General features: G+C 42.8%; 19 protein-coding genes. 12 read left to right on the plus strand and 7 right to left on the minus strand.

Annotation, left to right across the window (positions count from 1 at the left end; genetic code table 11):
• Positions 1-16: 16 nt before the first annotated feature.
• The 3 genes from DJ568_RS13695 to DJ568_RS13705 form a co-directional block, all read right to left on the minus strand.
• Complete coding sequence (locus DJ568_RS13695) at positions 17-649, minus strand: hypothetical protein (protein ID WP_114005849.1); 633 nt, start codon at positions 647-649, stop codon at positions 17-19.
• 224 nt (positions 650-873) lie between these two features.
• On the minus strand, positions 874-2646 hold the full coding sequence (locus tag DJ568_RS13700) for a DUF885 domain-containing protein (protein WP_114005850.1): 1773 nt from the start codon (positions 2644-2646) through the stop codon (positions 874-876).
• A 117-nt stretch (positions 2647-2763) separates the two neighbouring features.
• Positions 2764-4071: an alpha/beta fold hydrolase gene (locus DJ568_RS13705; RefSeq protein WP_114005851.1), complete on the minus strand. Its 1308-nt coding sequence runs from the start codon at positions 4069-4071 to the stop codon at positions 2764-2766.
• 240 nt (positions 4072-4311) lie between these two features.
• Here DJ568_RS13705 and DJ568_RS13710 point away from each other — a divergent pair, with 240 nt between their 5' ends.
• Complete coding sequence (locus DJ568_RS13710) at positions 4312-6747, plus strand: TonB-dependent receptor domain-containing protein (protein ID WP_114005852.1); 2436 nt, start codon at positions 4312-4314, stop codon at positions 6745-6747.
• Between the two features lie 2 nt (positions 6748-6749).
• On the opposite strand, the gene DJ568_RS13715 is transcribed toward DJ568_RS13710, so the two are convergent.
• The 3 genes from DJ568_RS13715 to DJ568_RS13725 are packed head-to-tail and all read right to left on the minus strand — an operon-like array spanning position 6750 to position 8237.
• The gene (locus DJ568_RS13715; protein ID WP_147238760.1) at positions 6750-6995 is read right to left on the minus strand and encodes a KTSC domain-containing protein; all 246 of its coding nucleotides are present in this window, start codon (positions 6993-6995) and stop codon (positions 6750-6752) included.
• Positions 6996-7027: 32 nt separating this feature from the next.
• Entirely contained in the window at positions 7028-7399 is a 372-nt protein-coding gene (locus DJ568_RS13720) for a DUF1634 domain-containing protein (protein WP_114005854.1), read from the minus strand.
• A 1-nt stretch (position 7400) separates the two neighbouring features.
• Positions 7401-8237 (minus strand): sulfite exporter TauE/SafE family protein, encoded by an 837-nt coding sequence (locus tag DJ568_RS13725; RefSeq protein ID WP_114005855.1) that lies wholly within the window; start codon positions 8235-8237, stop codon positions 7401-7403.
• 136 nt (positions 8238-8373) lie between these two features.
• Between DJ568_RS13725 and DJ568_RS13730 the strand changes: the two genes are divergently transcribed.
• The 11 genes from DJ568_RS13730 (at position 8374) to DJ568_RS13780 (ending at position 21726) form a co-directional block, all read left to right on the plus strand.
• Positions 8374-9315 carry a 1-phosphofructokinase family hexose kinase gene (locus DJ568_RS13730; RefSeq protein ID WP_199560982.1) on the plus strand — a complete coding sequence of 314 codons (942 nt, stop codon included), beginning with the start codon at positions 8374-8376 and terminating at the stop codon, positions 9313-9315.
• Between the two features lie 81 nt (positions 9316-9396).
• Positions 9397-10173: a L,D-transpeptidase family protein gene (locus DJ568_RS13735; RefSeq protein WP_199560984.1), complete on the plus strand. Its 777-nt coding sequence runs from the start codon at positions 9397-9399 to the stop codon at positions 10171-10173.
• A 104-nt stretch (positions 10174-10277) separates the two neighbouring features.
• Positions 10278-11789 (plus strand): sialate O-acetylesterase, encoded by a 1512-nt coding sequence (locus DJ568_RS13740; RefSeq protein ID WP_114005856.1) that lies wholly within the window; start codon positions 10278-10280, stop codon positions 11787-11789.
• A 22-nt stretch (positions 11790-11811) separates the two neighbouring features.
• Positions 11812-13194 (plus strand): SGNH/GDSL hydrolase family protein, encoded by a 1383-nt coding sequence (locus tag DJ568_RS13745; RefSeq protein WP_114005857.1) that lies wholly within the window; start codon positions 11812-11814, stop codon positions 13192-13194.
• 474 nt (positions 13195-13668) lie between these two features.
• Positions 13669-15171 carry a sialate O-acetylesterase gene (locus DJ568_RS13750; RefSeq protein WP_114005858.1) on the plus strand — a complete coding sequence of 501 codons (1503 nt, stop codon included), beginning with the start codon at positions 13669-13671 and terminating at the stop codon, positions 15169-15171.
• Positions 15172-15194: 23 nt separating this feature from the next.
• Positions 15195-16397, plus strand: coding sequence for a DUF4185 domain-containing protein (locus DJ568_RS13755; RefSeq protein WP_114005859.1), 1203 nt, complete (start codon positions 15195-15197; stop codon positions 16395-16397).
• A gap of 13 nt (positions 16398-16410) precedes the next feature.
• Entirely contained in the window at positions 16411-17634 is a 1224-nt protein-coding gene (locus DJ568_RS13760) for a DUF4185 domain-containing protein (protein ID WP_114005860.1), read from the plus strand.
• 115 nt (positions 17635-17749) lie between these two features.
• On the plus strand, positions 17750-19105 hold the full coding sequence (locus tag DJ568_RS13765) for a serine hydrolase domain-containing protein (RefSeq protein ID WP_114005861.1): 1356 nt from the start codon (positions 17750-17752) through the stop codon (positions 19103-19105).
• Positions 19083-20105, plus strand: coding sequence for a hypothetical protein (locus tag DJ568_RS13770; protein ID WP_114005862.1), 1023 nt, complete (start codon positions 19083-19085; stop codon positions 20103-20105). The genes DJ568_RS13765 and DJ568_RS13770 overlap by 23 nt, the downstream gene beginning before the upstream one ends.
• Complete coding sequence (locus tag DJ568_RS13775) at positions 20105-20872, plus strand: SDR family NAD(P)-dependent oxidoreductase (RefSeq protein WP_114005863.1); 768 nt, start codon at positions 20105-20107, stop codon at positions 20870-20872. Before DJ568_RS13770 ends, DJ568_RS13775 begins: the two co-directional genes overlap by 1 nt.
• A 5-nt stretch (positions 20873-20877) precedes the next feature.
• Positions 20878-21726, plus strand: coding sequence for an SMP-30/gluconolactonase/LRE family protein (locus DJ568_RS13780; RefSeq protein WP_114005864.1), 849 nt, complete (start codon positions 20878-20880; stop codon positions 21724-21726).
• A gap of 92 nt (positions 21727-21818) precedes the next feature.
• Here DJ568_RS13780 and DJ568_RS13785 read toward each other — a convergent pair whose 3' ends face one another.
• Positions 21819-23402, minus strand: coding sequence for a sulfatase family protein (locus DJ568_RS13785; RefSeq protein ID WP_114005865.1), 1584 nt, complete (start codon positions 23400-23402; stop codon positions 21819-21821).
• Positions 23403-23405 lie beyond the last annotated feature (3 nt).

Below are 23405 nucleotides of genomic sequence, written 5' to 3' on the forward strand. Positions count from 1 at the left end.
TTGATAAGGGTAATGGTTAATTTTTTGCTCCAATAACATAAAAGAATGAAAGTCCAAGGCTATTAAAAAGAGTCACTGTAAACTCATCATTGGTCATCCGTGAGTAGTTAGTGTATCTTTCATGGATGTACGATATCCCTCCTAACGAAGCGGCAAGTCCTATTTTTTTTGACGGATAATATACGAAATCAAGCCCGAGGCCACCTGCAAAATATTTACTGCGCTGGTCGTCTTCCCGGCTTGATCCGTATGTAAAGTATGGCCCTGTGCGTATACCTATTTTATTATCAAAGAGAAAGTATCTTCGTAGCCCAATGCTACCGGAAAAGTCGGCAGACGTTGTTTTTAAAGGATATCCGTATATGTTTTCATCACTTGTCACCCTGGCGTGGCCATAGCTGATGCCTGCGCTTATATCAAGCTTATCACTAATAAAATAGCTGTAAGATGGCGCAATATAATATTCCGTACTCTTACGTGTTACCTCAGGTCCCCAGTCCCCAGTATTGGACAGGCGGTAACTGGCAGTTGATTTTCCGGTAGACACACCCAAGCTCAGGCCAAGTGATTGTGTACCTTTTTCAGTTTGGGCAAAGGAGTTCTCAATGCAGGCACCGCATAACAATGCTGCAGCAATAAGCTTTTTCATAAAAAAATTGTGTTGTTTAAGATGAAATTAAATTGTGAATTATTCACACTATGACATTGTGTGGGCGGATTGGTTTAATAGTGAGGAGAATAATTCGTAAAAAGAAAATAATGCGGGTTTCGTTTTAAAAATGCATCGTAATCTTAAAGTTGAAATAAGAGGCTGTAACTGGATTGATTTGATGTGGTTGTATAAACAGGCATAATAGAATACAGTCACTACTTTTAATTTGCCGTTTCGGGTTGCTTTTCTTTAGCCAGCATGGCCTCTTTAATGTACTTAACCGGGGCACTGCCGTAGCTTAAAAATTTATCGTGAAAATCCTTTAATTTGTATTTATCGGCCATTTTCTTTTTATACGCATTGCGTAATTCGATTATCTCTTTATAACCTGTAAACCCGCTGGCAAGTTTCACACTGCTAAGCGTTACTGTCGTCCATTTGTTTTCCGCCTCCATTTCTTCCTGGAAAGCTTCTTTGGTTAGCAATTTCAGTGCGGCCGCTTTTGTCATGGCACCTGTGTGTACGCTATAATCAAGTATAGCATCGCAAACGGCCCTTAAATGCCATTTGTTCCACATCAGGCGCATCTCAGGCGTGTTCTCGTAACCGGCATCAATCATCACCTCTCCGGCATATACAGCCCAGCCATTTGTCATGGCATCGTTAGCAAAAATAGCCTTAACCATGCTTGGTGAACCGTTTGCTAATGCTAATTGCGTATACCGTCCGGGTATGGCCTCGTATATATTTAACAACTGCAATGTGTAATCATTATACTCGCGCAGGTAACTGTCAGCTTTTTCTTTGTCTAAAGAAGCCAGGTTAATAATATTGTAATAAAACTTCCCGGTTTTTTCATACGGCCCGGGCGAAGTAACAAAAGTGCCGGCACGATGTGACAGGTATGCGGGCTTCTTACGTATAATCAGCTGTTTTGCCGGGTCGGTAGTTATCAGGTCTTTACTTTGCACAAAGGTAGTTAGCGTTGGCAGGTGTTGTTGAATTGCCGCTTTAAACTGTTCTGGCCCGGCATGTTTAGCCGATAGGGCAGCGATAACCTCACCTACCATTTCAAGCGAATCTGACGGCATGCTTTTACCGGCCATGTGTGTTGGCCACAATTGTTTAGCAAGTTTTATCATTTGCTTGTGTATAACTTTTTTGCGTTCCATTGCAGAATTGAAAATCTGCTGACCGGTAAATGATGGCTGCAATTCCTGCTGAAGCTTGTCTTCGTAAAGTTCTTTCCCTAGCCTGAAGCTTCGCCCTTTGCCGTCACTAGCGGATTTAAGCCATGTGGTAAAAGATCTTATGGAAGCTGCGGCCAATTTTGCCCGCTCAATCATAACTTTTTCTTCTACCTCCGGTATGCCGCTATTATGTACCGAATCGGCAAAATCCTTTTCTATAATTTCTGATGCGGCTGTTAGTTGCGCAATAGCGAGGCTGGTAAGTTCAGGTACCGGGTTTTTCAATGATTTCTGTGCTTCCTTAAAGTATTCCGGCACGCCTCCCAATTTGTCGTTAAAACCTTTAAGGCGTGCAGTTAATGGGGCGTAAGGCTCATTTAATATATAGGCAAAAGTGCCGGTTGCATTGTAAAAAGTAGGGTCCCACTCGTAGGGTTTTAACTGTTGCAGGTTCCATTGCGTAGCTCTCAGGAAATTCTGTATAAGCGAAAAATCCATGCGGTTTGCATCTGATAGCTCAGCTTCCGGGTAACGGCTCAATGAGTCGAGGTGTACCTTTGCCAAATCAAGCATCTTTTTACGATATTCAGACGGTAATACCAGCAAACTATCGTAAGTATGGTTTCCGGCCAGCGTCGCTCGGTCAGGATCAGTTTTCCATAGCTCTTCCAAAAATACCTCTTTGTACAAACCAAATCCTTCATCGTTTTTATCACGGTTACGAAGATTAGATTCGCCTTCTTTTTTGCATCCGATAAGCATAGCCATGCCTGTAACTGCAGCAAGTAATAGTTTTTTGTACACGGTAAAACTGGTTAATTTTATTCAGCGATAAACTTAAGGGATTTTAATTAAAATAAACAGCAGTAAGTTTTGAGGCGTGCGTGCGCCCATTAAGCGTTATGATTATAACCGCCTTACTTATTTTAGCTTATTTACAAAATCAGCAATGCCGTTAACCAGTTCGGGCTTAAGCGGCAGGTTAGGATTACTATACGTAGCCAGGTTATGCTTTGTATCGGCCGGTGCTTCTTTTAAAACGTGGTTCATGTTGGGTATGATAAGCAATTGCGCGTCTGATTTTGCTTTTTTTAGCTTTTCTGCCTGTGTAACGCTCGTTTGCAGGTCTGTGGTGCCTTGTATCAGCAGCATAGGTATTTTAAGCTTTTTAATTTCTTTGGCAGGGTCAAACCTAAACCAAGACATCAGATACAACTGAATACTTGGCCGAACAAAACGGTACAGGCTTGGGTCGACATTAGGTGTCATTTTGCCGCGCTTCATACTATCAAGCACACGATTAAAGCCTTCAAAAACATACGACGGTTGTTTCTTCATTTGTTCCGTCATAATTTTATCCGCGGATTCGCCGGCACCCGCTACTGATATAAGGGCGTTCACAGCCGCGTCACGCGCGGCTATAATGCCAACCAGCGAGCCCTCGCTGTGCCCTAATACAATTACTTTCGAAAATTCATTGCGCTCGTTAAGGTCGTTGATTATACCCAACGCATCTTCAACCATGTCGTCCAATCTTGTCTCGGCTTCCTTGGTAGAGCTGGCTGACTGGCCAATACCACGTTTGTCATAACGCAGGGTGGCTATGCCTTTCTTACCCAGTTCATTGGCCAACAGGGCATATGTATTAGCCTTAAGTGTATCTTTTCCAAGTTTATCACTATTGCCGTTACGGTCAATGGGGCCTGAACCGGGTATAATTAACACAACCGGAACTTTGCCACCGGCATTTTTAGGTGTCACCAACGAGCCCGACAAATTACCTGACAAAGTTTTAAGATTGTAAGCCGTTTCCGTTAGTGAGCCGTCTATAGCAGTTGTCATGCCTGCATTTGCAGCTTCAAAGGGTTTAAAAAATAACGCCTGGTATTGGTTTTGGGCGTTAATTGCCAGGTTAAAACCAACCACTGATTTTTCAAAGGTGGCTTTATATTCCGCAACCGGGGCTTCATATTTTATTAGCTCGGCATTGAGCATATTGCCTAATTGCTTTTTTACTTGCGTAAAGCTGCTTTTAAATTGATCTAACGGCAGGGCGGTTTTAGTTTCGGCGCTGCATTTATCAAATAGCGTTTCAAACTCACCAGCGTTATAAAGCTTAATAAATTGCGTCAATGCGTCCTTAACGGGCTTGGGCTCTGTTTGTGCGAAAGCTGTAACAACAAAAAATAGAAGAAATATGAACAGGGAAAAGCCTTTGTTTTGCGACATGATAATAACATGGTTTAGGCAAAATTAGTAAATCAAATTGATTGGGGCACCGTGTAGCTTCGTGAAGGTGCGGCAACACGGTGGTAATATATTGTGAATTAAATATATAATTGGTGTAATGTTGCTTACCAGATAACTTTTTTTTGCAAATTACGTATAACACCCTATATTGACTTGATAATCATTCGCGTTGCACGTTGCAGGCGGGATGAACCTAATTAAGCGTGTAGCGTACTGTTAATGAAATTACTGACCCGGTGTTTAATTGCTGCCCTGTTTGGATTGATATCTTCAATTTCGAACGCGCAAAATACTTATACAAGCATCGAGGGCAAGGTTTTAACACAGTTCTTATTTCCGGCAGAGGCTGCTACAGTAAGGTTATTAAATCATCCCGATTCAACCCTTATCGCTTCAACCATATCTGATAAAAGCGGCTTCTTTCAGTTCCGGAACATAAAGCCGGGTAACTATTTTATCGCTGTAAGCAAAGTAGGTTATAAACGGTTTTATACAGTAAAGTACCAGTTGTCAGCAAACAACAATGTAAAAGCAACTGAAATAAAGCTTATCCCTTTAACTCACCAGTTAAAGGAAGTATCTATTATAGCTAAAAAAGAATTTATTGAGGTACGGTCAGACAAAACTGTACTTAATGTTGACCGAAGTATTGTTGCGGCAGGCAACTCGGTATTAGATGTGCTTAAAACAGCGCCCGGTGTAAGGGTTACCGGAGACGAGGTGTTATTTAGAGGCGGGCAGAAAGCGCTTATTGCCATTAATGGAAAAACGGTCCAATTGTCCGGAGATCAATTAGCCGATATGCTTAAAAGCTATCAGAGCAGTATGATCAGTCAAATTGAGCTTATAGCTAATCCAAGCGCAAAGTATGATGCTGCCGGCGGCGGAGTGATTAATATTGTACTTAAAAAAAGCCGTGATCAGGGTCTTCGGATCAATATATCAGAAAGTGCTTCTATTGGTGAAAGGTATAAATTGAATAGTACAACCAACCTGAACTATAGACATAAAAAACTAAATCTTTTTGGTAGTTATACCTATAGCGAAAGTGAGATTCCGCGAATTTGGAATACTAACCGCAATATATTGCTTAATAACTTAAACACGAACTATAATGTGAAGTATAAAGGTACTACATTAATGAAAAGCCATAGTTTTAACGTAGGGGGCGATTTTAGTATTACACCTAAACAAAATATCGGGGTGTTACTGCATGGTTTTGTAAATAAAGTTGGGGTAGACAAGGATAATGCTACCGTAATTTCAAATAACGGTACACGAGATTCAAGTATTCTTACCAATTCATTAATCAACAGGAATATAGATAACCTAAATTATAATATAAACTACCGGGGCGTTTTTGGTGCATATGGCCAGCATACCCTAACCGCAGATGCAGATTACTCGCAATACGACAGGAAGTCGGTAGAAAACTTGCAGAATAATTTTTTTGGCAGCGACGACTTGCCGCTTCGCGACCCACTTTTGTTCAGGGTTAATTCCCCTTCAAATATTACGGTATACTCAGGCAATATAGATTACACGCAGTTGATAAAAAAACATAGTGTATTTGATGCGGGGATAAAGGTTAGCAAGGTAAACAGCACAAACAAAATAGACTTTGATTCAAAGCAGGGCAGCGTGCTTTTACCTGTAAAAAACTTAACTGATCACTTTGTTTATAATGAACAGATAAATGCCGCCTATGTAAACTTAAGAAGAACTTTTGATAAAGTAACCGCTATTATTGGTGTACGTGCTGAGCAAACGCAGGCAAACCGGAAATCACTTAATCCCAATAGGGTGGCCGATACAACATATTTCGGTATTTTTCCGAGTGTGCAGGTCAATTATGATGTGAATGACGATCACCAGTTGAGTTTTAGTTATAACCGCCGCATCACACGCCCTAATTACCAGGACCTTAATCCATTTGTAGGTTATATTGATCGGCATACCTATAGTACCGGAAACCCTTTTTTAAGACCGCAGTATATGAGCAGTTTCCAGGTGGCTGATATTTATTTAATAAAATTTAAAGGCGCATTGAGCTACAATGTTATTAAGGATTTTCATACCCCGGTATTCAGACAAAATGATACTACTCTTTTTACAACGCGCGAAAACATCGGTACACGCCATCAAATAATGGCAGAGGTGCAGGCTCCCTTTGATATTGCAAAATGGTGGCAGATAAGTAATTTTTTAGAAGCCACTTACGAAAGATACTATTACAATATACCCGGAGCTAAGAACAGAAAGGCTTATGATTTGATAGTGCGTGTAAATCAAACATTTACCATCACACCAAAGCTAAGAGCTGAATTGAATGCCTTTTATGAAACACCAACTTTTTTTGGTATAAAAGATTACCGCGAGCAATATTTTATTAACGCAGGGTTAGGTTACACAATACTGCGTAATCAGGGCAATATAAAGTTAGCGGTGAGTGATATTTTTAATACCCAGGTTGACAGGTATAGCAGCAGGTTCTTGAATCTGGATCTTCGCGGACGCGAGAAACCGGGTACCAGGTTTATAACCGCGACTTTTACCTATCGCTTTGGAAATACGTTACTTAGGAATGCGCGTAAGCGTTCAGGTGGTGCCACTGAAGAACAGGGCAGGTTAAGCGGCAGTTCTGCCGAAAATTAATATCAGGCTTTCTCCGTATCTACTTTTTGTTCTTTAAATTTTCCCTTGATCTTTTTAACAAAGAATCTTCCCAGTGACGCAGCCCGAATGAATTGTTTGTATACTGCCGGCGGTAGCGCAAGATATTGCCACACGCCGCCATTATCACGGAACTCAAGCTCAAGCGTTTCTTTTTCAGCGTCATAGCCAACGCTTTGCAATGCTGATGATTGTACAGTACGGCGTTTCATACCAATACCGCATTTCAAAACGCGTACCAGTTTGTTATTCAGCTTAAGGTTTAAAAAGTGCCGCCATGTAACATACTGAAAGTGATGATGGCAAAAACTAATAGGGTTATGCCGGTATACATATAATCTCTCTCCATAGCAAAACTTATTGCCGAAAATATGATACGGACGATAGGCGTGGCCAACAGTAGAAGTATCCCGGCTTGTATGATAGCGCGGCCATGCAAACTGAATATGTTGCGAAAAACATACTCCGGGGCCTCGTATGCCTGGGTACCTTTAAAGGTGTAATAGGTTACAGCTTCATGGCCATGGCCTAACAGGTAAATAATGCCGCCTGCGCAAGCTATACCTATTGACGCAAATACGCCGGTACGCAGCAAATTGCTAATAATAAGGGATGTTTTTTGGTTGCGTGCCATTTTAAAACTTACCAGTTAAACCACTGTATATCATTTGCACAGCCAGCAAAATAATAATTAATGCAAAAACCCATTTCAGCCAAACGGATGACGTTGTTCGGATAAGGATTTTTGCACCTGTTAAAGCGCCGGTTACCACACCAATTACTACCGGCATACATATGCCCGGTTCAATATAACCGCGCTGCAAATACACCACTGTGCTGGCAACGGCCGTTACACCTATCATAAAGTTGCTGGTTGTGGTTGATACCTTAAACGGAATACGCATAAAGCCATCCATAACAACTACTTTTAGGGCGCCTGAGCCGATTCCTATAATACCAGAGATAGCGCCGGCAAATGCCATCATAAAAAAACCGCCGCCAACATTGCTTATGGTATACGCTACGTTTTTGCCACCCTCGGGATAACTGCTGTTCAGCTTTAGCTTTTCCGCGAGGTAGCTCTTTTTAAGATTAACGACATTCTGCTTTTTACGGAGCGTAATAACCGCCGAACAAATTAATATTACGCCAAATAGGATAGCAATGTAGTGCGCTGCGATGTATACAGCCAGCACAGCGCCAAAAAAAGCGCCTATTGTTGTGGCAACTTCTAAAAAAATGCCAAGCCTCATATTGGTTATGCCTTCTTTAACATACGCCGCGGCTGAACCGGACGATGTAGCGATGGCTGCCACGAGCGACGCGCCGATAGCGTAATGTATATCTACATTAAGTAAAAGAGTAAGCAGTGGTATAATAACAAAGCCACCTCCAAGCCCGGTAAGCGAACCCAGTAACCCTGCAAAGTATGATCCCAGCAATAATATGAGCGTAAAAGTTAGTACCGTCATTAAATGTTTTTACAAGCGGCAAAGGTACTTGTTTTAAAAAAGGTAACCGCTTGCATAAGCCAACAAAACGAAATAGTTGCTGTTACAAGTAAAACCGATGTGTACCTTGCCAAGTAATAAGCGTACAGAATTAATTATGAAACATGTTTTAACCCTTACACTGAGCCCAACGGTTGATAAAAGTACCACCGTTGACAAAATAGTAGCCGAACAAAAACTAGATTGCGACGCGCCAAAATTTGAGCCTGGCGGCGGTGGTATCAATGTGTCTCGCGCGCTGAAGCGGCTGGGGTTGGCTTCGGTAGCTGTATTTCCTTCGGGCGGGCTTACGGGGCAACGCTTGCAGGACTTGCTTGATGAAGAGGGAATTGATCAGCATCCTGTCACAACAAAAAACCTTACCCGTGAGAATTTCATCGTGGTAAACCGTACTACTAATGAGCAATTCCGTTTTGGAATGCCCGCACCTGAACTTTTAGTAAGAGAAGAAGAAGCTATATTAAAGCTGGTAAAGCAACTGGCACCTAAAACAAGCTATATTGTTGCCAGCGGCAGCATGCCGCAAGGTATTGGCGACGATTTTTTGGCAAAGGTAGCGCGGATAGCACACAAAGAGCACGCCCGGTTGGTTGTGGATACCTCGGGCGAGGCATTGAAGCAAGCCGTTGATGAAGGTGTATACATGCTTAAACCTAATCAAAACGAGTTGAGTAAACTCACCGGGCTAAGGGTTGATGACCATGACGAGGTAGAAGAAGCCGCCAGGAAAATAGTAGATAAGGGTAAATGCGAGATCATAGTAGTATCAATGGGTCCCTTAGGCGCTCAAACTGTCACTAAAGATTTTTCAGAGCACATACATGCTCCAACAGTTAAAAAGCGCAGCACGGTTGGAGCAGGGGATAGTATGGTAGCGGGAATGGTGTATGGCTGCTCAAAAGGTTACGATTTAAGGCATATGGTACGCATGGGCATTGCCTGCGGCAGTGCTGCCACCATGAACCCGGGTACCGAGCTGTTTCAGAAAGATGATGCAGACCGACTTTATCAATGGCTGGTTAAACGTATAAAAAACTAAATGCTAAGTTGTTAAATAACGTTAAATATTGCTTGCTACGTTAAGGTTTAATTAAATTTGATACAACCTGAATTGTATCTGATGTTATTAACCTGCATTATCAAAAAATATAGAGCGTTAGCCGTTTGTTTATTTAGCTTACTGTTTATTTCATGGGCTATTGATGATGACTTTTGGCTTAAACAAAAAAGCAAGGCCCGCGTGCAGGCCGCCTATAAGGACAAAGAAGAACTGCTGACGCAAAAATTATCTGCACTTGGCATAAATCTAAATGCTATAAATATCCTGATCACTGGTTTCAAAAGCGAAGGGCAACTTACGGTTTATGTGAAAAAGCCGGCAGATATTAAGTATACCCGGTTTGCCGTTTATAGCATATGTTCATCATCGGGAATACTTGGTCCGAAACGTAAGGCGCGCGACATGCAGGTGCCCGAAGGCTTTTATTACATTAACCGGTTTAACCCGGTAAGCAGTTACTTTTTATCACTGGGCATAAATTATCCTAATGAAGCCGACAAATACCGGAGCCGCACAGCCAACCCCGGGAGCGATATATTTATACATGGCAAATGCGTTACTGAAGGCTGCCTGCCCCTTACCGATGATAAAATAAAGGAGCTATACATATTGGCCATACAGGCACACCATAGCGGACAGCAGCAAATACCGGTTTATATTTTTCCGTTTAGGTTTGACGGTATCATTGGCCAGCGTACAATGGAAAATTACAGGGATGATAAATATCTGCAGTCTTTTTGGACCAATTTAAAGCAGGGCTATGATGAATTTATTGCTAACCGGCAGCAACTAGCGGTGCAAGTAAGTACAAGGGGTACGTACATTTTTAATAGGTGATTATCCAATGTAACAATCATATAATCTGCCAGGAAATAGTTTTGTTTTACGTGCAGATTTTATTTATTTCGGGCTTCCTTAATTAAACTACACATTAGCCCTTTATGTTGAAGAGAGTCACCCTCACCATTTGTTTTTTTATTTTTATTACAGGTATAGTTCACGCCGGCGTTATTGATTCCATCGCTAAGTTTACCGTAGCAAAAGTACTGCAATCCAATATGGTAGTGCAGCAAAACAAGCCGTTCCGCGTGTGGGGTACGGCCGCCGCAGGAGATATAATAGAGTTACAAGCTGATTGGACAACCAAAATTACACGCATAAAGGCCGGCCCTGACGGCAAATGGCTGGGAGAGATAACTGTGCCCGCGGCTGTAAAGGGGAGCTTTAAGCCACACACAATTTTAGTAAAACATAAAGCGCGCACTGAAAAATTTGATAACCTGTTAATAGGCGACGTATGGTTTGCCAGCGGTCAGTCAAACATGGAGATGCGTATGGCTGCAGTGCCGGGTTGGGGCACGGGAGTTAAGGATTTTGAAAAGGAACTGCCGCTGGCTAATTTTCCTCATATCCGTTTATACAAAGTTGAAATGGGTATTGAGTTTCAACCGCAGGAAGAAATAAAAGGAAGTGAATGGGAAGTGTGTACACCTAAGTCTGCAGCTGGTTTTAGCGGTGTAGGCTATTATTTTGCCCGCGAGCTATTCAACCGGTTGCAAATTCCTATTGGCGTGGTTGGAGCAGCTATCCCGGCCACTGCTATGCAAAACTTTACTGACATCAACGTTTTGCTTGGCGATAGTGTGCTAAAAAGGAAGTATGTCGATCCATATGTCAGGGCGGTTGATAGTATAAAGGCAAAAAATGATAAACGTACCACCCTGGCTTCATTAAACTATCCCGGTTTAGTTTATAATAAAATGATCTATCCGCTGCGAAATCTTTCGATAAAAGGCTTTATCTGGTACCAGGGCGAATCCAACAATGAGGATGGTAAGCTGTATACCCGCTTAACGGCCGCCAGCCTGGCCGGGTGGCGCCGCGATTTCGGACAGGGCGACCTGCCATATTATTTTGTGCAGATGACCCCTTACAAATGGGGTAAAAATGATTCGACGTTGAACTGGTATGCCAAATTTCGCGAAGCACAGGAAGATATACTAAAAATTAAAAAAACCGGAATGGCTGTTACTATGGATGTTGGAGAGCCCGACAATATTCATCCGCTCAATAAAAAAGATGTTGGCATACGCCTGGCAAAAGTAGCCTTACATGAAACCTATAAGCAAAACATAGTTTGGTGCGGCCCCCATTATAAAGCTTTTAAAGTTGAGGGTAGTACAGTAAAGGTGTTTTTTGATAAAAAGACAATTGGTGAAGGTATTAAAACAATTGACAGTAAGCCCCCTAAACACTTTTATATTGCCGGTGCCGATAAAAAGTTTTATAAAGCCGACGCACGTTTAAGCGGCAATGCGGTAATACTTACAGCACCGCAGGTAAAACTGCCGGTAGCGGTGCGCTATGCCTTTATCAATGCGCCCGTTACCAATCTTGCAGGCAGTACCGGTTTGCCTGCCGTGCCTTTCCGTACAGATAACTGGGATAATTGATAACTAATTATTAATAATAACAATGAAGAAATTTATACTTTTTGTAACAGTTTTATTGTGTGTAGCAAAGGTGCAAGCCCAGCAAGCTGTAAAACCCTTTCAACAGGGCGACCGTGTGGCATTTGTTGGTAACAGTATTACGGATAACGGGCATTATCACTCCTATATATGGCTGTATTACATGACGCGCTTCCCTACCCGGCGGGTAGAAATATTTAACGGTGGAATAGGGGGTGATGATGTAAAAAATATAATTACCCGCATTGATGCCGATGTATTTGCACGCAAACCCAATATCATGACACTTACTTTTGGGATGAATGACAGCGGTTACTTTGAGTTTTTTGCACCTGATGCCGCTGAAAAAGCGAAGCAGAAAATACAAACCTGTTATGACCGTTACCAGGTATTAGAGCAAAAGCTTAAAGATCATCCCGAAATAAAAAAGATAATTATTGCATCGTCTCCCTACGACCAAACTGCACAAATAAAAAACAAGCCCTATCCCAAAAAGAATGATGCGATAATTGAGATTGCAAAATTTCAGGAAGCGTCGGCTAAAACTAACAATTGGGGTTTTGTGGATTTTCAGCGTCCGATGACGGCAATTAACCTGCGTGAGCAACAAAGCAACCCTGCATTCACACTTTGCGGGCGCGATCGCATTCACCCGGACAACAATGGCCATATGGTAATGGCATACCTGTTTTTAAAAGGGCAGGGTTTAGCCGGGCATGATGTAGCTAACGTAAATATAGATGCCGCCGGAAAAAAGGTGCGTAAAACAGTAAATTGTAAGGTTAGCAACCTGGTATCTGCAAAAACGGGTATAAAATTTGACTATCTGGCCGCAGCATTGCCATATCCTGTAGATACGTTGCCTCGGGGATTCGAAGCGTCTGTTCCGGCATCGCAAGCGTTAAAAGTTATTCCGTTTACAGCTGAAATGAACCGCGAAATGATTTATGTAAACGGACTAGCTAATGGTAATTACGTACTTAAAATTGATGGAAGAGCTATTGGTACGTGGTCGGCGGCTGAGTATATGAAAGGAATAAATTTGGCTACGATGGTTAACACGCCCCAATACCAGCAGGCGCTATCGCTAATGCACCTTAACGAGGAGCGCTTTGAAATTGAGCGCCGTTTACGCATGTACATCTGGATGCAGTACGACTTTTTATTAGGTAAGGGGCTGTTATATCAGGATACGCCCGCTGCTATGGACACAGTGAATAAGTACGCTGTGAAAGATGCTTTTGTACGCATGAACCAGGATAATTATACCAGGGCGCGTTTCCCTGAAGTGCGCGAAGGCTGGCGCAACCAAATGAAAGCTATTGTTGACCAGATATATACCAACAACAAACCAAAAAAGCGCGTAATTGAAATATTGGCTGAGTAGATACTTATCAATTAATTTTTCTTATTAATGATAAGAAATTACCTATTGCTATTCCAGCGTAGTATATTACTATTACTGCGTCGCCTATACATAGAGCGGCCGTACGCTGCGTAACATGATGATTTTGCCAGCGCTAAAAATCTACGACAATTTGGTTTTTAACTTAATTGTAGCTAATATGCACTTGTATATACAAGATATGCTGACCTAAAGCGTGGATATAATATTTATAACTGTATTTCATCGAATAATCAGTCGTAATAAATAGATATCTACAATTATATTAAACCTGAATTTAATATGTTAATTAAAGAGGATTAAGCAAACTGGAGCTGATTTCTTTAATAGCCCGGTTAATGTAACTATCTTAATACTTTGTACATACATTGCCGTGATACATGAAAATATTGAATAATAAAGATTTACTTTGCGACAATCGATTGTGCTAAATTTTATTATACACCTACATTATTAATGAAAAGATCTTATTTGTATATCCTGGTATTTGTTTTTGCTGCCAACAGCATTTTTGCTAACACCCAAACTGCGTTTAAGTTAGCTAATGTATTGCAAAGCAATATGGTGGTGCAACAAGGCAAGCCGTTTAAACTATGGGGTAAAGCAGTTGCAGGCGAAACAGTTGTTATGACAGTTGACTGGAACAGAACGGCGGTGGCGGTTAAGGCTGATGCAGGCGGTAATTGGACAGGACAAATTAATGTGCCAAAGGCTAAGCCAGGAGATTTTACGCCCCATGTTATCACCGTTAAAAACGGTGACAAGATTGTAAGGTTAACAGATGTTTTGATTGGCGATGTTTGGTTATGTGCAGGGCAGTCAAACATGGACATGATAGTTACCGAAGCTAATTTTATAGGCTATCCTGGTGTTTTAAATTATAAAGAGGAGATTGCCGCAGCAAACTTCCCGGCCATCCGCATGTACAAGGCAGCTGCCGAATTTAAAATTAAGCCTCAGGATGATACCAAAGGTACCTGGACAATATGCTCGCCCAAAACCGTTGGAAACTTTAGCGGCGTAGCGTATTTTTTCGGGCGTGAGTTGTTCTTAAAACTGAATATTCCTATCGGTTTAGTGGTAACATCCGCGCCGGGCGCTTCAACACAAGCCTTTACTAAAAAGGAAGTCCTTACCGCTGACGCTGCTTTAAAGCAACGATATTACGATCCGCAGATAGCCAATATCAGTTCGCAGGATTCAGTAGATAAAACGGGTTTTTTTACCAATGTAACTAAACCAACCTTGTTATATAACGGCATTATACACCCGCTGCTTAATTTATCTGTAAAAGGGATTACATATTACCAGGGCGAGTCAAACTCAAGGGATGGCGGCTGGGATTTATATGTTTCACTATTTGAAAAGATGCTGGCCGACTGGCGTAATGATTTTAACCAGGGTGATTTGCCTTTTTACTATACACAGATAGCCCCGTTCCGCGAGCCCCAGGAAGACAGCACTGCTTACGTAGCAGCCATTTTCAGGGAAACGCAGGAGCGGCTACTAAAATTAAAAAATACAGGTATAGCTGTTACACTTGATGTAGGGGAAAGGAAAACCGTGCATCCGAGTGATAAACGTGCTGTAGGAGAGCGGTTAGCCAAAAACGCACTCAATAAAACCTACAATGTAAAGGGTGTACAGTACCTGGGGCCGCGCTTTGCTAAGTACACGGTTAACGGCAATAGCATTAAAATTTCATTTGCAAAAGAGAGCCTGGGAACCGGGCTTACAACTAGCGATGGTAAACCGCCGGAGCATTTCTATGTTGCAGGGGCGGATAAAAAGTTTTATCCGGCCAAAGCGGCTATTATAGGTAATGATATAGTGTTAACAGGTTTTAACGTAACTGAGCCTGTAGCGGTGCGCTACGCTTTTATGAATTGGAATGATACCAACCTGCAAAATAAAGAGGGATTACCCGCAATGCAGTTTCGTACAGATAATTGGGAATAAAAAAATATCAAATAAATTAAACTATGAATTACCAAGTAAGTTTTTTTAAGAACGCGGCTTTTATAGCCGCTATTGCATTTTTTTCGTGCACATCAAACAACAGCACGGCGCAAACTGATGCCAGCAGCACCGATACAGTAAACCTTGAATATACGGTTGAGGAAGCTCCCGAATGGACCAACCTGTTTGTTACGCAATCTGGCTGGTTTGGGGGTGATGGCATATTTGCTGTACCACAGGACGGAGTGAGGTACAAAAGCCCCCGCGCCAACTCGGTAAACATGTTTATATTTAGCGACAGCGTGATCGGCGAGATTAAAGACGGGCAACTGAAAGACTATAAAATGGTAAATAACACAGTTGCATATGTAAAAGGAAATGAAGTTAAAAAAGAAAATATTTCTTTTGAATGGGCTAAGGGTGCCGACGGAAAACCTAAAAGTTTATTTGTTCCTAGTACGCCGTCATCAAAACCGGGTGACTATTACTGGTTAGGAGACGCATTTTATAATCACGCTACAAAAAAAACATACATTTTCGGTTACCGCATGCACAATATGGATGCGAAAGACGATTGGTCGTTCCGCGAGATGGGTACCAATCTTATTATACTTCCGGATGGCAGCAAGCCGCCGTTTGCTAACCAAACCCAGGTAGAAACGCCACTTCATTTCGAAGGCAGCGGCAACGGTGGATTCGGCGCAGGGGTGTTAATAAATACCAAAGAGGCAGGCGCACCAAATCCTGATGGCTATGTTTACGTATACGGAAATGGTGGACCGAAAACCAAAGGGCTTATTGTAGCCAGGGTGTTACCTAAAGATTTTGAGAAATTCAGCGAATGGAGATACTGGAATGGTAAAGATTGGGTTGCCGACAGGATGGAAACAACAGCCGTAACCACCGGACTGTCGAACGAATTAAGCGTTTCCCCGCTTCCTGACGGGCGCTATCTACTGGTATTTCAGGCAGGCGGCATGAGTACCACGGTAGGTATGCGCATAGGCACAAGCCCTGTAGGTCCGTTTGGGCCGGTTAAAAAGCTGTACGAATCAAAACCTGAGGACAAAAAGTTCATACATTACAACGCAAAAGCGCATCCTAGTTTGTCTGCACCCGGCGAATTGTTGATTTCGTATAACCAAAATTCATATGATTTCGGTCCTCAGCTAAAAAAGTTCCCTAACTTATATCATCCATTTTTCTTAAAATTGAAGTTCAAATAAACCGATTTCACTCATGACCAGTTTTAAACCGTTTAACAAAGCAGGTGCACTGGCCGCCGCAGCTTTTGCATGCCTTTTTGCAGCAGCTTGTAATAATGGCAGCCATGCAACCGATGAAGGTAAGATAGATCCGGATTCGGCTACCAAGATGATTGTAAAAAAAGCGCCTTTATGGGCCGAAATGCTAAAGCATGATACCGGCTGGATTGGGGCTGACGGTATTTACGCCGTATCGCTAACCGGTAAAGAAACTTCTGATACAGCCGGTGCTGCCGGTAGCATGTTTTGGTTCAGCGATTGCATTTATGGCACCATTGAAGCAGATACGTTAAAAAAGGGGTGGGGAATGGGTCATAATTCGGTGGGTATGTTTACAGGTGGCAGGCCTGATCCCTCAAAAATTACGTTTTACCACGGTGATGCCAATAAAGACAAAACAGCATCAATGTTTGAGCCTAAAACGCCAAACACCAAGCCCGGTGATTACTATTGGCTTGGCGATGGAGTGTTTAATCACGCTATGGACAGCACCATATATATCACAGCCTACCGTATTCGAAACGTACCCGGGCGGGTATTTCCTTTTGAAGAAGTTGGGGTAGCCTACATAGCGATCCCTAAAGGAAGCAAACCGCCTTTTAAAGACCAGCGCCAGATAGACGCGCCGCTGTTTGTCAATGATCCGGGAGCGCACACTATGTTTGGTACTTGCCTCATGCCGAATACTAAAGGGGCAGAAGCACCAAATCCTGACGGATATATTTATGTATATGGGGTAAAAAGTCCTAATAACCAGTTGGTGGTTGCACGTGTAAAGGATAGTGAATTTGAGGATTTTACTAAGTGGGGTTTTTGGGACGGCGCTAATTGGGGTACCGACATCCGCAAATGTGCCGGCATACTTGAGCACGTATCAAACGAGATGAGTGTTAGCTTTATGAATGACGGCACCGGGAGGGTAATAGCCACGTATCAGTACGACTCAAACAAGCCGGATATTTACGTTGCTGTAGGCGCATCGCCAAAAGGTCCTTTCTTTCCGCCTAAAAAGGTTTGGCATACGCCCGAAATTTACGAGGATATAGATTTTTACACCTATAACGCAAAAGCTTATCCGCACTTATCAGCCCCGGGTGAGCTGCTAATAAGTTATAATGTAAACGCGTTTGATTTTGAGCGTAAAATGACTATGCACCCGCATCATTTACGGCCAAGATTTATCACTGTGAAATATTAACAGCACAAAATGAGCATTAAAAGGGGCACAAAGATTTCTTGTGTCCCTTTAACATTGAAAAAGCACAATCATACACCAATTTTAAGCCAATAGTAGTTTAAATTTTACTAATGATATGCCAAACATTTATTTATATACTAAGAAGACAGCGGCGCTTGCTGTATTGCTTTTGGTAGTTGCCGCCTTAAACAGCGATGCTAATGCCCAGGTTAAAAAAAGCGCCGCTCAAGGTCTGCCGATAGTTGCCCCCCAGCAAGTAGGTTTTTCAGCAAGCCGTTTAAACCGGATAGACAGCCTCCTGAACAGTTATACAAAAGACCACCGGATTGGTGGAGTTGTTGCGCTGGTAGCAAGACAGGGCAAAATAGCGTACTGGAATGCCTCCGGTTATAGCGATATAAAGAATAACAAGTTACTGCAAAGAACAGATCTTTTCCGGATCGCGTCACAAACAAAGGCGGTTACCTGTGCTGCGGTAATGATGTTATACGAGGAAGGCAAACTGCTGATAGATGACCCGATATCAAAATATATCCCGGAGTTTCGCAATTCGCAGGTTATAAAAACTTTTAACGAAAAAGATACCACCTATACCACGGAACCTGCCAAACGCGAAGTTACCATACGCGATTTGCTTACCCATACCTCGGGTATTGGTTACGCCGTTATCGGCTCAAAGGAGATGCGGGCCATTTATGTAAAAAATAATATTCCTGTCGGTTTTGAGCCGCGTAAACTTGTACTGGGCGACCGGATAAAGGCTTTAGGCAAATTGCCGCTGGCCCATCAACCCGGTTTACAATATACCTATGGGTTAAATATGGATGTGCTTGGTTACCTTGTTGAAGTAGTGTCAGGCATGTCATTGGATGCTTTTTTTAAGGAACGTATTTTTAATCCGTTAGGCATGAAGGATACGTACTTTTACATTCCGGCCGAAAAGCAGTCACGCTTATCAAAAGTATTTAAATCCAACAATAAGGGTATAGTTGAAGAGAATGAGGACAAGGTTGACAGCGCAGGAGTAAACACAATTTATCCGCTGGTTAAAGGTACTTTTTATGCCGGTGGTGCCGGCCTGTCATCAACAGCTTATGATTATTGCCTTTTTTTACAAATGCTTGCCAATGGCGGCACATTGGATGGAAAGCGTTTAATGAGTCCGCATACTATTAGACTGATGCGTATAAACCAGATAGGTGATATTCCTTTAGGCATGTCACCTAACAAGGCCGGTTTTAGTTTTGAGGTGGTGACTGAAAAAGGTGCTACAGTTGGGCCCTGGGCCGAAGGCACTTACGCTGGCGGCGGTTTTTGGGGATCCAACTATTGGGTAGACCCGGAGAGCGACTTGGTAGTACAAATATGGACACAAGGCGGGGGCTGGCTGCTAGGCGACATGATTAATAAATTTAAGGCAATGGTTTACGGGGCATTAGTAGACGATTATGGAAATAAATTTAAAAAATAACGAAGCATCTGTATCGGTTGATTTAAACGGCGGCGCCATAGTCGACTTTCACTTGAGTGGGCACGATGTCAATCCGCTAAGTTTCAGATTTTTAAAAGATCAAATGCCCGAGAATAATAAATCCGGCGCTGTTTATCAGGGGCATTTCGCCTGTATAGGCCGCTGGGGAGAGCCCTCGGCAGGTGAGATACAGGCTGGTCATCCTAATCACGGATTTTCTGCCATATCTCTTTGGCGGGAGGTTAGGCGAGACGATAAGACAATTACCCTGGACATTACTACCGCGCTTGAGGGGTTAAAAACTATTAAAACTTTAACCATAAGCGATACTGCCGCCGCATTTGAAGTAACCGAGAAGTTTAAAAATACTCATACCTCCGGCAGGCTGTTTAATGTAGTACAGCACCCCACCCTGGCCGCACCCTTTTTAAACAAGCATACCCGCGTGGACAGCAATGCTACGCAAGGAATTAATTACAATTTTAATAAACACCCATTAGAGTACGCCTCCCAATGGCCCAACGGTTTATGTGAAGACGGCAGGGTAATAAATCTTAACGTACCTGATATAATTCATGACGGAGTTTTCTCGTTTATTATTGATAAGACGGCTGAGCATGGTTGGGTAACAGCGTGGTCTCCTGAACATAGCTTGCTGTTAGGGTATGTTTGGAAGCGGGAACAATACCCATGGCTGGATGTGTGGCAGCATTTTGCCGATGGTGAACTGAAATACCGCGGGATAGAATTCGGTACAACAGGTGTGCACAAGTCTGTGCCTGACATGCTGGAATGTGATGCATTTAAAGTGTATGGCGAAAAAACTGTTAGTTACCTTGATGCCGGCGAAGAGGTTAGCCGTAGCTATGGCGCCTTTTTGTTTAAGACCGGCCCGGATTTTACCGGTGTTGATGGTATTTCGGTAAAAAGTGGTAACGTGCTCATACAACCTAAGCTAGGTGAATCAATTGAATTACAAACAGGTTTTAAAGCTTTATAATGGATTTCAAAAATAAAACGGTTGTAATAACCGGTGCCGGTAAAGGCATAGGTGCAGCCTGCGCAAAGTTGTTTTTTGAAGCTGGCGCAAACGTGGCGCTGCTTAACAGGGGTAATGATGATGCCGGTATACACGATCACCGCTGGTTTGTGCAGCAATGTGATGTATCGTCGGAAGAGCAGATTATAAAGGCATCAGAAAAGATATACGAGCATTTCGGCTCGGTGCATTACCTGGTTAATAATGCCGGTATACAACGTTATGGCACTGCTACACAAACTACCTCTGAGGAGTGGGACGAAGTGATGAACGTTAACCTGAAGAGTAACTTTTTATGCGCGAAATACTTTATTCCGTATATGCAAAAAGCAGGCAAGGGAGTTGTGATCAATGTGGCCAGTGTGCAGTCATTTGTCAGTCAGCGCAATGTTGTAGCATATACTACCGCTAAAACTGCTGTTTTAGGCCTTACACGCAGTATAGCTATTGATTATGCGCCCACCATCAGGTGCGTGGCCGTTTGCCCGGGTACTATAGACACGCCTATGCTGCGCGACGCCATTAAACTTTCGCCTGACCCTGACGAAGTATTACAGGAATGTATAGATATGCACCCGATAGGCCGGATAGGCAGTGCCGCCGAAGTGGCCGAGGTAATAAAGTTTATGTGCGATGATAACGCCGGATTTATAACCGGGCAGTACATCCGCGTGGATGGCGGTTTGGGTATTACAATTAACGGAAGTAAAAAAGAGGACCTAATTTAATAATCATGGCTCTTACTATAGATGATGTATCGATTTTTGCTGACGGCGTTGACCATGCCGAATGTATCTGCGTACACCCCGACGGCTCTGTATGGGCCGGGGGAGAGGCCGGGCAGATTTACCGCATAAGTGCTGATGGTAGCGAGATTGAAGAGATAAACAGGACCGGCGGTTTTACGTTAGGCATAGCCTTTTCGCCTGACGCGAGCTGGCTGGCTGTTTGCGACCTGGTAAACAAGTGTGTATGGAAATTAGATATTGCCACCAATAAACTTGAAAAATTTGCAGAGGGTGCCGAAGGAGAAAATTTTATGGTGCCCAATTACCCTGCATTTGATTCAAAGGGACGCCTGTATGTTTCTGATAGCGGTGCCTTTCGCCAGGTTATTGGCAAAGTGTGCCGGTTTGAGCCGGACGGTACAGGACAGGTGTGGCATCGAGGACCTTTTAATTTCACAAATGGACTGGCTTTATCTAAAAATGAAGACTATCTATATGTAACGTGTACCTGGCTACCGGGGGTTGAGCGGGTAGCAATTAATCCTGATGGATCAGCAGGGAAGAGAGAAGTATATGTTACTATACCGCAATCATGCCCGGACGGTATTGCCTTTGATGATGAAGGAAACCTTTATATAGGCTGCTACACGCCGAATGCTATTTATAAAGTAAATACCAAACAGGAAATAACTTTGCTGGTTGACGACTGGGAGGCGCACACCTTAACCAATCCAACTAACATCGCCTTCGGCGGGCCCAATTTTGATCAATTATTCACAGCAAACCTGGGGCGCTGGCATATTAGTAAAATTAATGTCGGTGCTAAGGGATTGAAATTGGTGAGTCACAGGTAGTACTTAAGGCTTCTGGGGTGTGTTATATATACGCCGTGTATAAGGAATGCCTGGTGTATGGCGTTTTGCTTCAGTAAACAGACATTATTTAATTAAAGTTTGCTATAGCGCGTGCCTTTAGATCGCTTATGATGTTCAAGCAATGCGGCTAATTCCCTAACTTTTTGCGGATATTTGGCGTAAAGATTATCTTTTTCTGCAGGATCAGTCTGTATGTTATACAATTGCCCCGGGGTAGCGTAAATGGTATCCTTAACCAGCGGATTCTTTAAGGACCCGCCCGAGTTATTGCAATCTATATATTTCCAGTTCCCTTTTTCAATCGCCAGGTTGCCACGCGAAGAGTGAAAAATTATCGAGGGACGTACAGGTTTTTTGGTGTTTTTGCCTTTTAAAATAGGTGATAGGTCAAAACTATCATCAGCGCATCCATCAGGAAGGGGGATATTAATAATGCCAGCGCACGTAGCAAAAAAATCAGTAAGGCTTATGGCTGCGTCAGAACTACCCCCTGCAGGTATCTCTTTAGGCCACGATGCTATAAATGGTACGCGGTGCCCGCCCTCATAAATATCACCTTTTATACCCCTGAAGTTTTTATTTGACTTATGCCCGAAAAATTTATATCCCGCGCCGGCCACAGACCATTCGCCGTTTGTAGTAGAACTGCCCGCGTCCATTATGGAGCCGTTATCGCTGGCGAAAATAACAAGGGTATTATCTGCTATGTTCAGCTCTTTTAATTGCTGCATCAGATTTCCTATATAACCATCCATTTCCTGTACGGCATCACCGTATTCGCCCATTTTGCTTTTTCCCTTATAAGCTTTTCCGGGCGCGATAGGGTGGTGAGGTATAGCTAACGGCAGATATAAGAAAAACGGTTGGCCTGTTTTAGCCTTTTCACTTACAAACAAAGCAGCTTTATCCATAAAGGCCGGCATAATGTAATGAGAATTCCATCCCTGTTGCACGTAGCCGGGAAACGTCCCCTTATCATCGTTTTTTACCTGTGTTAGTGGCGGACCAAGCACCTTACCGTTTTCAATAAAGCAAAACGGCGGCAGGCTCGGAATGTCTATGCCGAATTGGTAATCGAACCCGCAGGCCAATGGCCCCCCTGTTAATGGCCGGGTAATGTCTATTTGCTGTTCGCGCGCTTTAGATTGCTGTAAATTGCGGCCGCCCAGTTTGTTAGTATCTATTTGCTCACCTGGTTTAATGGGCCAGTTCCAGCCTAAATGCCATTTGCCGACTATGCCGGTTTGATAACCATTGTCTTTTAAAAATTCGCCTACAGTTAAAGTGCCCTTGTCTATTAAAGGCCAGTCGTAAGTCCAAAGTACACCAAATTTCATTTTGGACCGAAATGGATACCTGCCGGTCATGATGCTGTAACGCGAAGGCGTACAAACCGATGATGCGGAGTGCGCGTTAGTTAATTTTATGCCGTTTGCAGCAAGTCTGTCTATGTTGGGCGTCCTTATTTTTGATTCCGGGTTATAACAGCTTAAATCGCCGTAACCCATATCGTCAGCAAGGATGAAAATAATATTCGGTTTTTGTATTTTGTTATTTTGACCCTTAACCTTAAAAATTGATACGCATAATACAAAAAGAATAGCAATAAAGGTTTTCGCAACTGTTAATAAAGTAAAGGCTTTACTGCTTTTCATAAT

The sequence above is a fragment of the Mucilaginibacter hurinus genome (assembly GCF_003324525.1).
Taxonomy (GTDB): Bacteria; Bacteroidota; Bacteroidia; order Sphingobacteriales; family Sphingobacteriaceae; genus Mucilaginibacter; species Mucilaginibacter hurinus.

Bases quoted from the DNA above. Each gene is read 5' to 3' on its own strand.
- DJ568_RS13710 (WP_114005852.1), top strand. From the start codon at position 4,312: ATGAAATTACTGACCCGGTGTTTAATTGCTGCCCTGTTTGGATTGATA.
- DJ568_RS13740 (WP_114005856.1), top strand. From the start codon at position 10,278: ATGTTGAAGAGAGTCACCCTCACCATTTGTTTTTTTATTTTTATTACA.
- DJ568_RS13775 (WP_114005863.1), top strand. From the start codon at position 20,105: ATGGATTTCAAAAATAAAACGGTTGTAATAACCGGTGCCGGTAAAGGC.
- DJ568_RS13785 (WP_114005865.1), bottom strand. From the start codon at position 23,402: ATGAAAAGCAGTAAAGCCTTTACTTTATTAACAGTTGCGAAAACCTTT.
- DJ568_RS13735 (WP_199560984.1), top strand. From the start codon at position 9,397: ATGTTATTAACCTGCATTATCAAAAAATATAGAGCGTTAGCCGTTTGT.
- DJ568_RS13780 (WP_114005864.1), top strand. From the start codon at position 20,878: ATGGCTCTTACTATAGATGATGTATCGATTTTTGCTGACGGCGTTGAC.
- DJ568_RS13765 (WP_114005861.1), top strand. From the start codon at position 17,750: ATGCCAAACATTTATTTATATACTAAGAAGACAGCGGCGCTTGCTGTA.
- DJ568_RS13730 (WP_199560982.1), top strand. From the start codon at position 8,374: ATGAAACATGTTTTAACCCTTACACTGAGCCCAACGGTTGATAAAAGT.
- DJ568_RS13745 (WP_114005857.1), top strand. From the start codon at position 11,812: ATGAAGAAATTTATACTTTTTGTAACAGTTTTATTGTGTGTAGCAAAG.
- DJ568_RS13750 (WP_114005858.1), top strand. From the start codon at position 13,669: ATGAAAAGATCTTATTTGTATATCCTGGTATTTGTTTTTGCTGCCAAC.
- DJ568_RS13705 (WP_114005851.1), bottom strand. From the start codon at position 4,071: ATGTCGCAAAACAAAGGCTTTTCCCTGTTCATATTTCTTCTATTTTTT.
- DJ568_RS13725 (WP_114005855.1), bottom strand. From the start codon at position 8,237: ATGACGGTACTAACTTTTACGCTCATATTATTGCTGGGATCATACTTT.
- DJ568_RS13760 (WP_114005860.1), top strand. From the start codon at position 16,411: ATGACCAGTTTTAAACCGTTTAACAAAGCAGGTGCACTGGCCGCCGCA.
- DJ568_RS13755 (WP_114005859.1), top strand. From the start codon at position 15,195: ATGAATTACCAAGTAAGTTTTTTTAAGAACGCGGCTTTTATAGCCGCT.
- DJ568_RS13770 (WP_114005862.1), top strand. From the start codon at position 19,083: ATGGAAATAAATTTAAAAAATAACGAAGCATCTGTATCGGTTGATTTA.
- DJ568_RS13695 (WP_114005849.1), bottom strand. From the start codon at position 649: ATGAAAAAGCTTATTGCTGCAGCATTGTTATGCGGTGCCTGCATTGAG.
- DJ568_RS13720 (WP_114005854.1), bottom strand. From the start codon at position 7,399: ATGGCACGCAACCAAAAAACATCCCTTATTATTAGCAATTTGCTGCGT.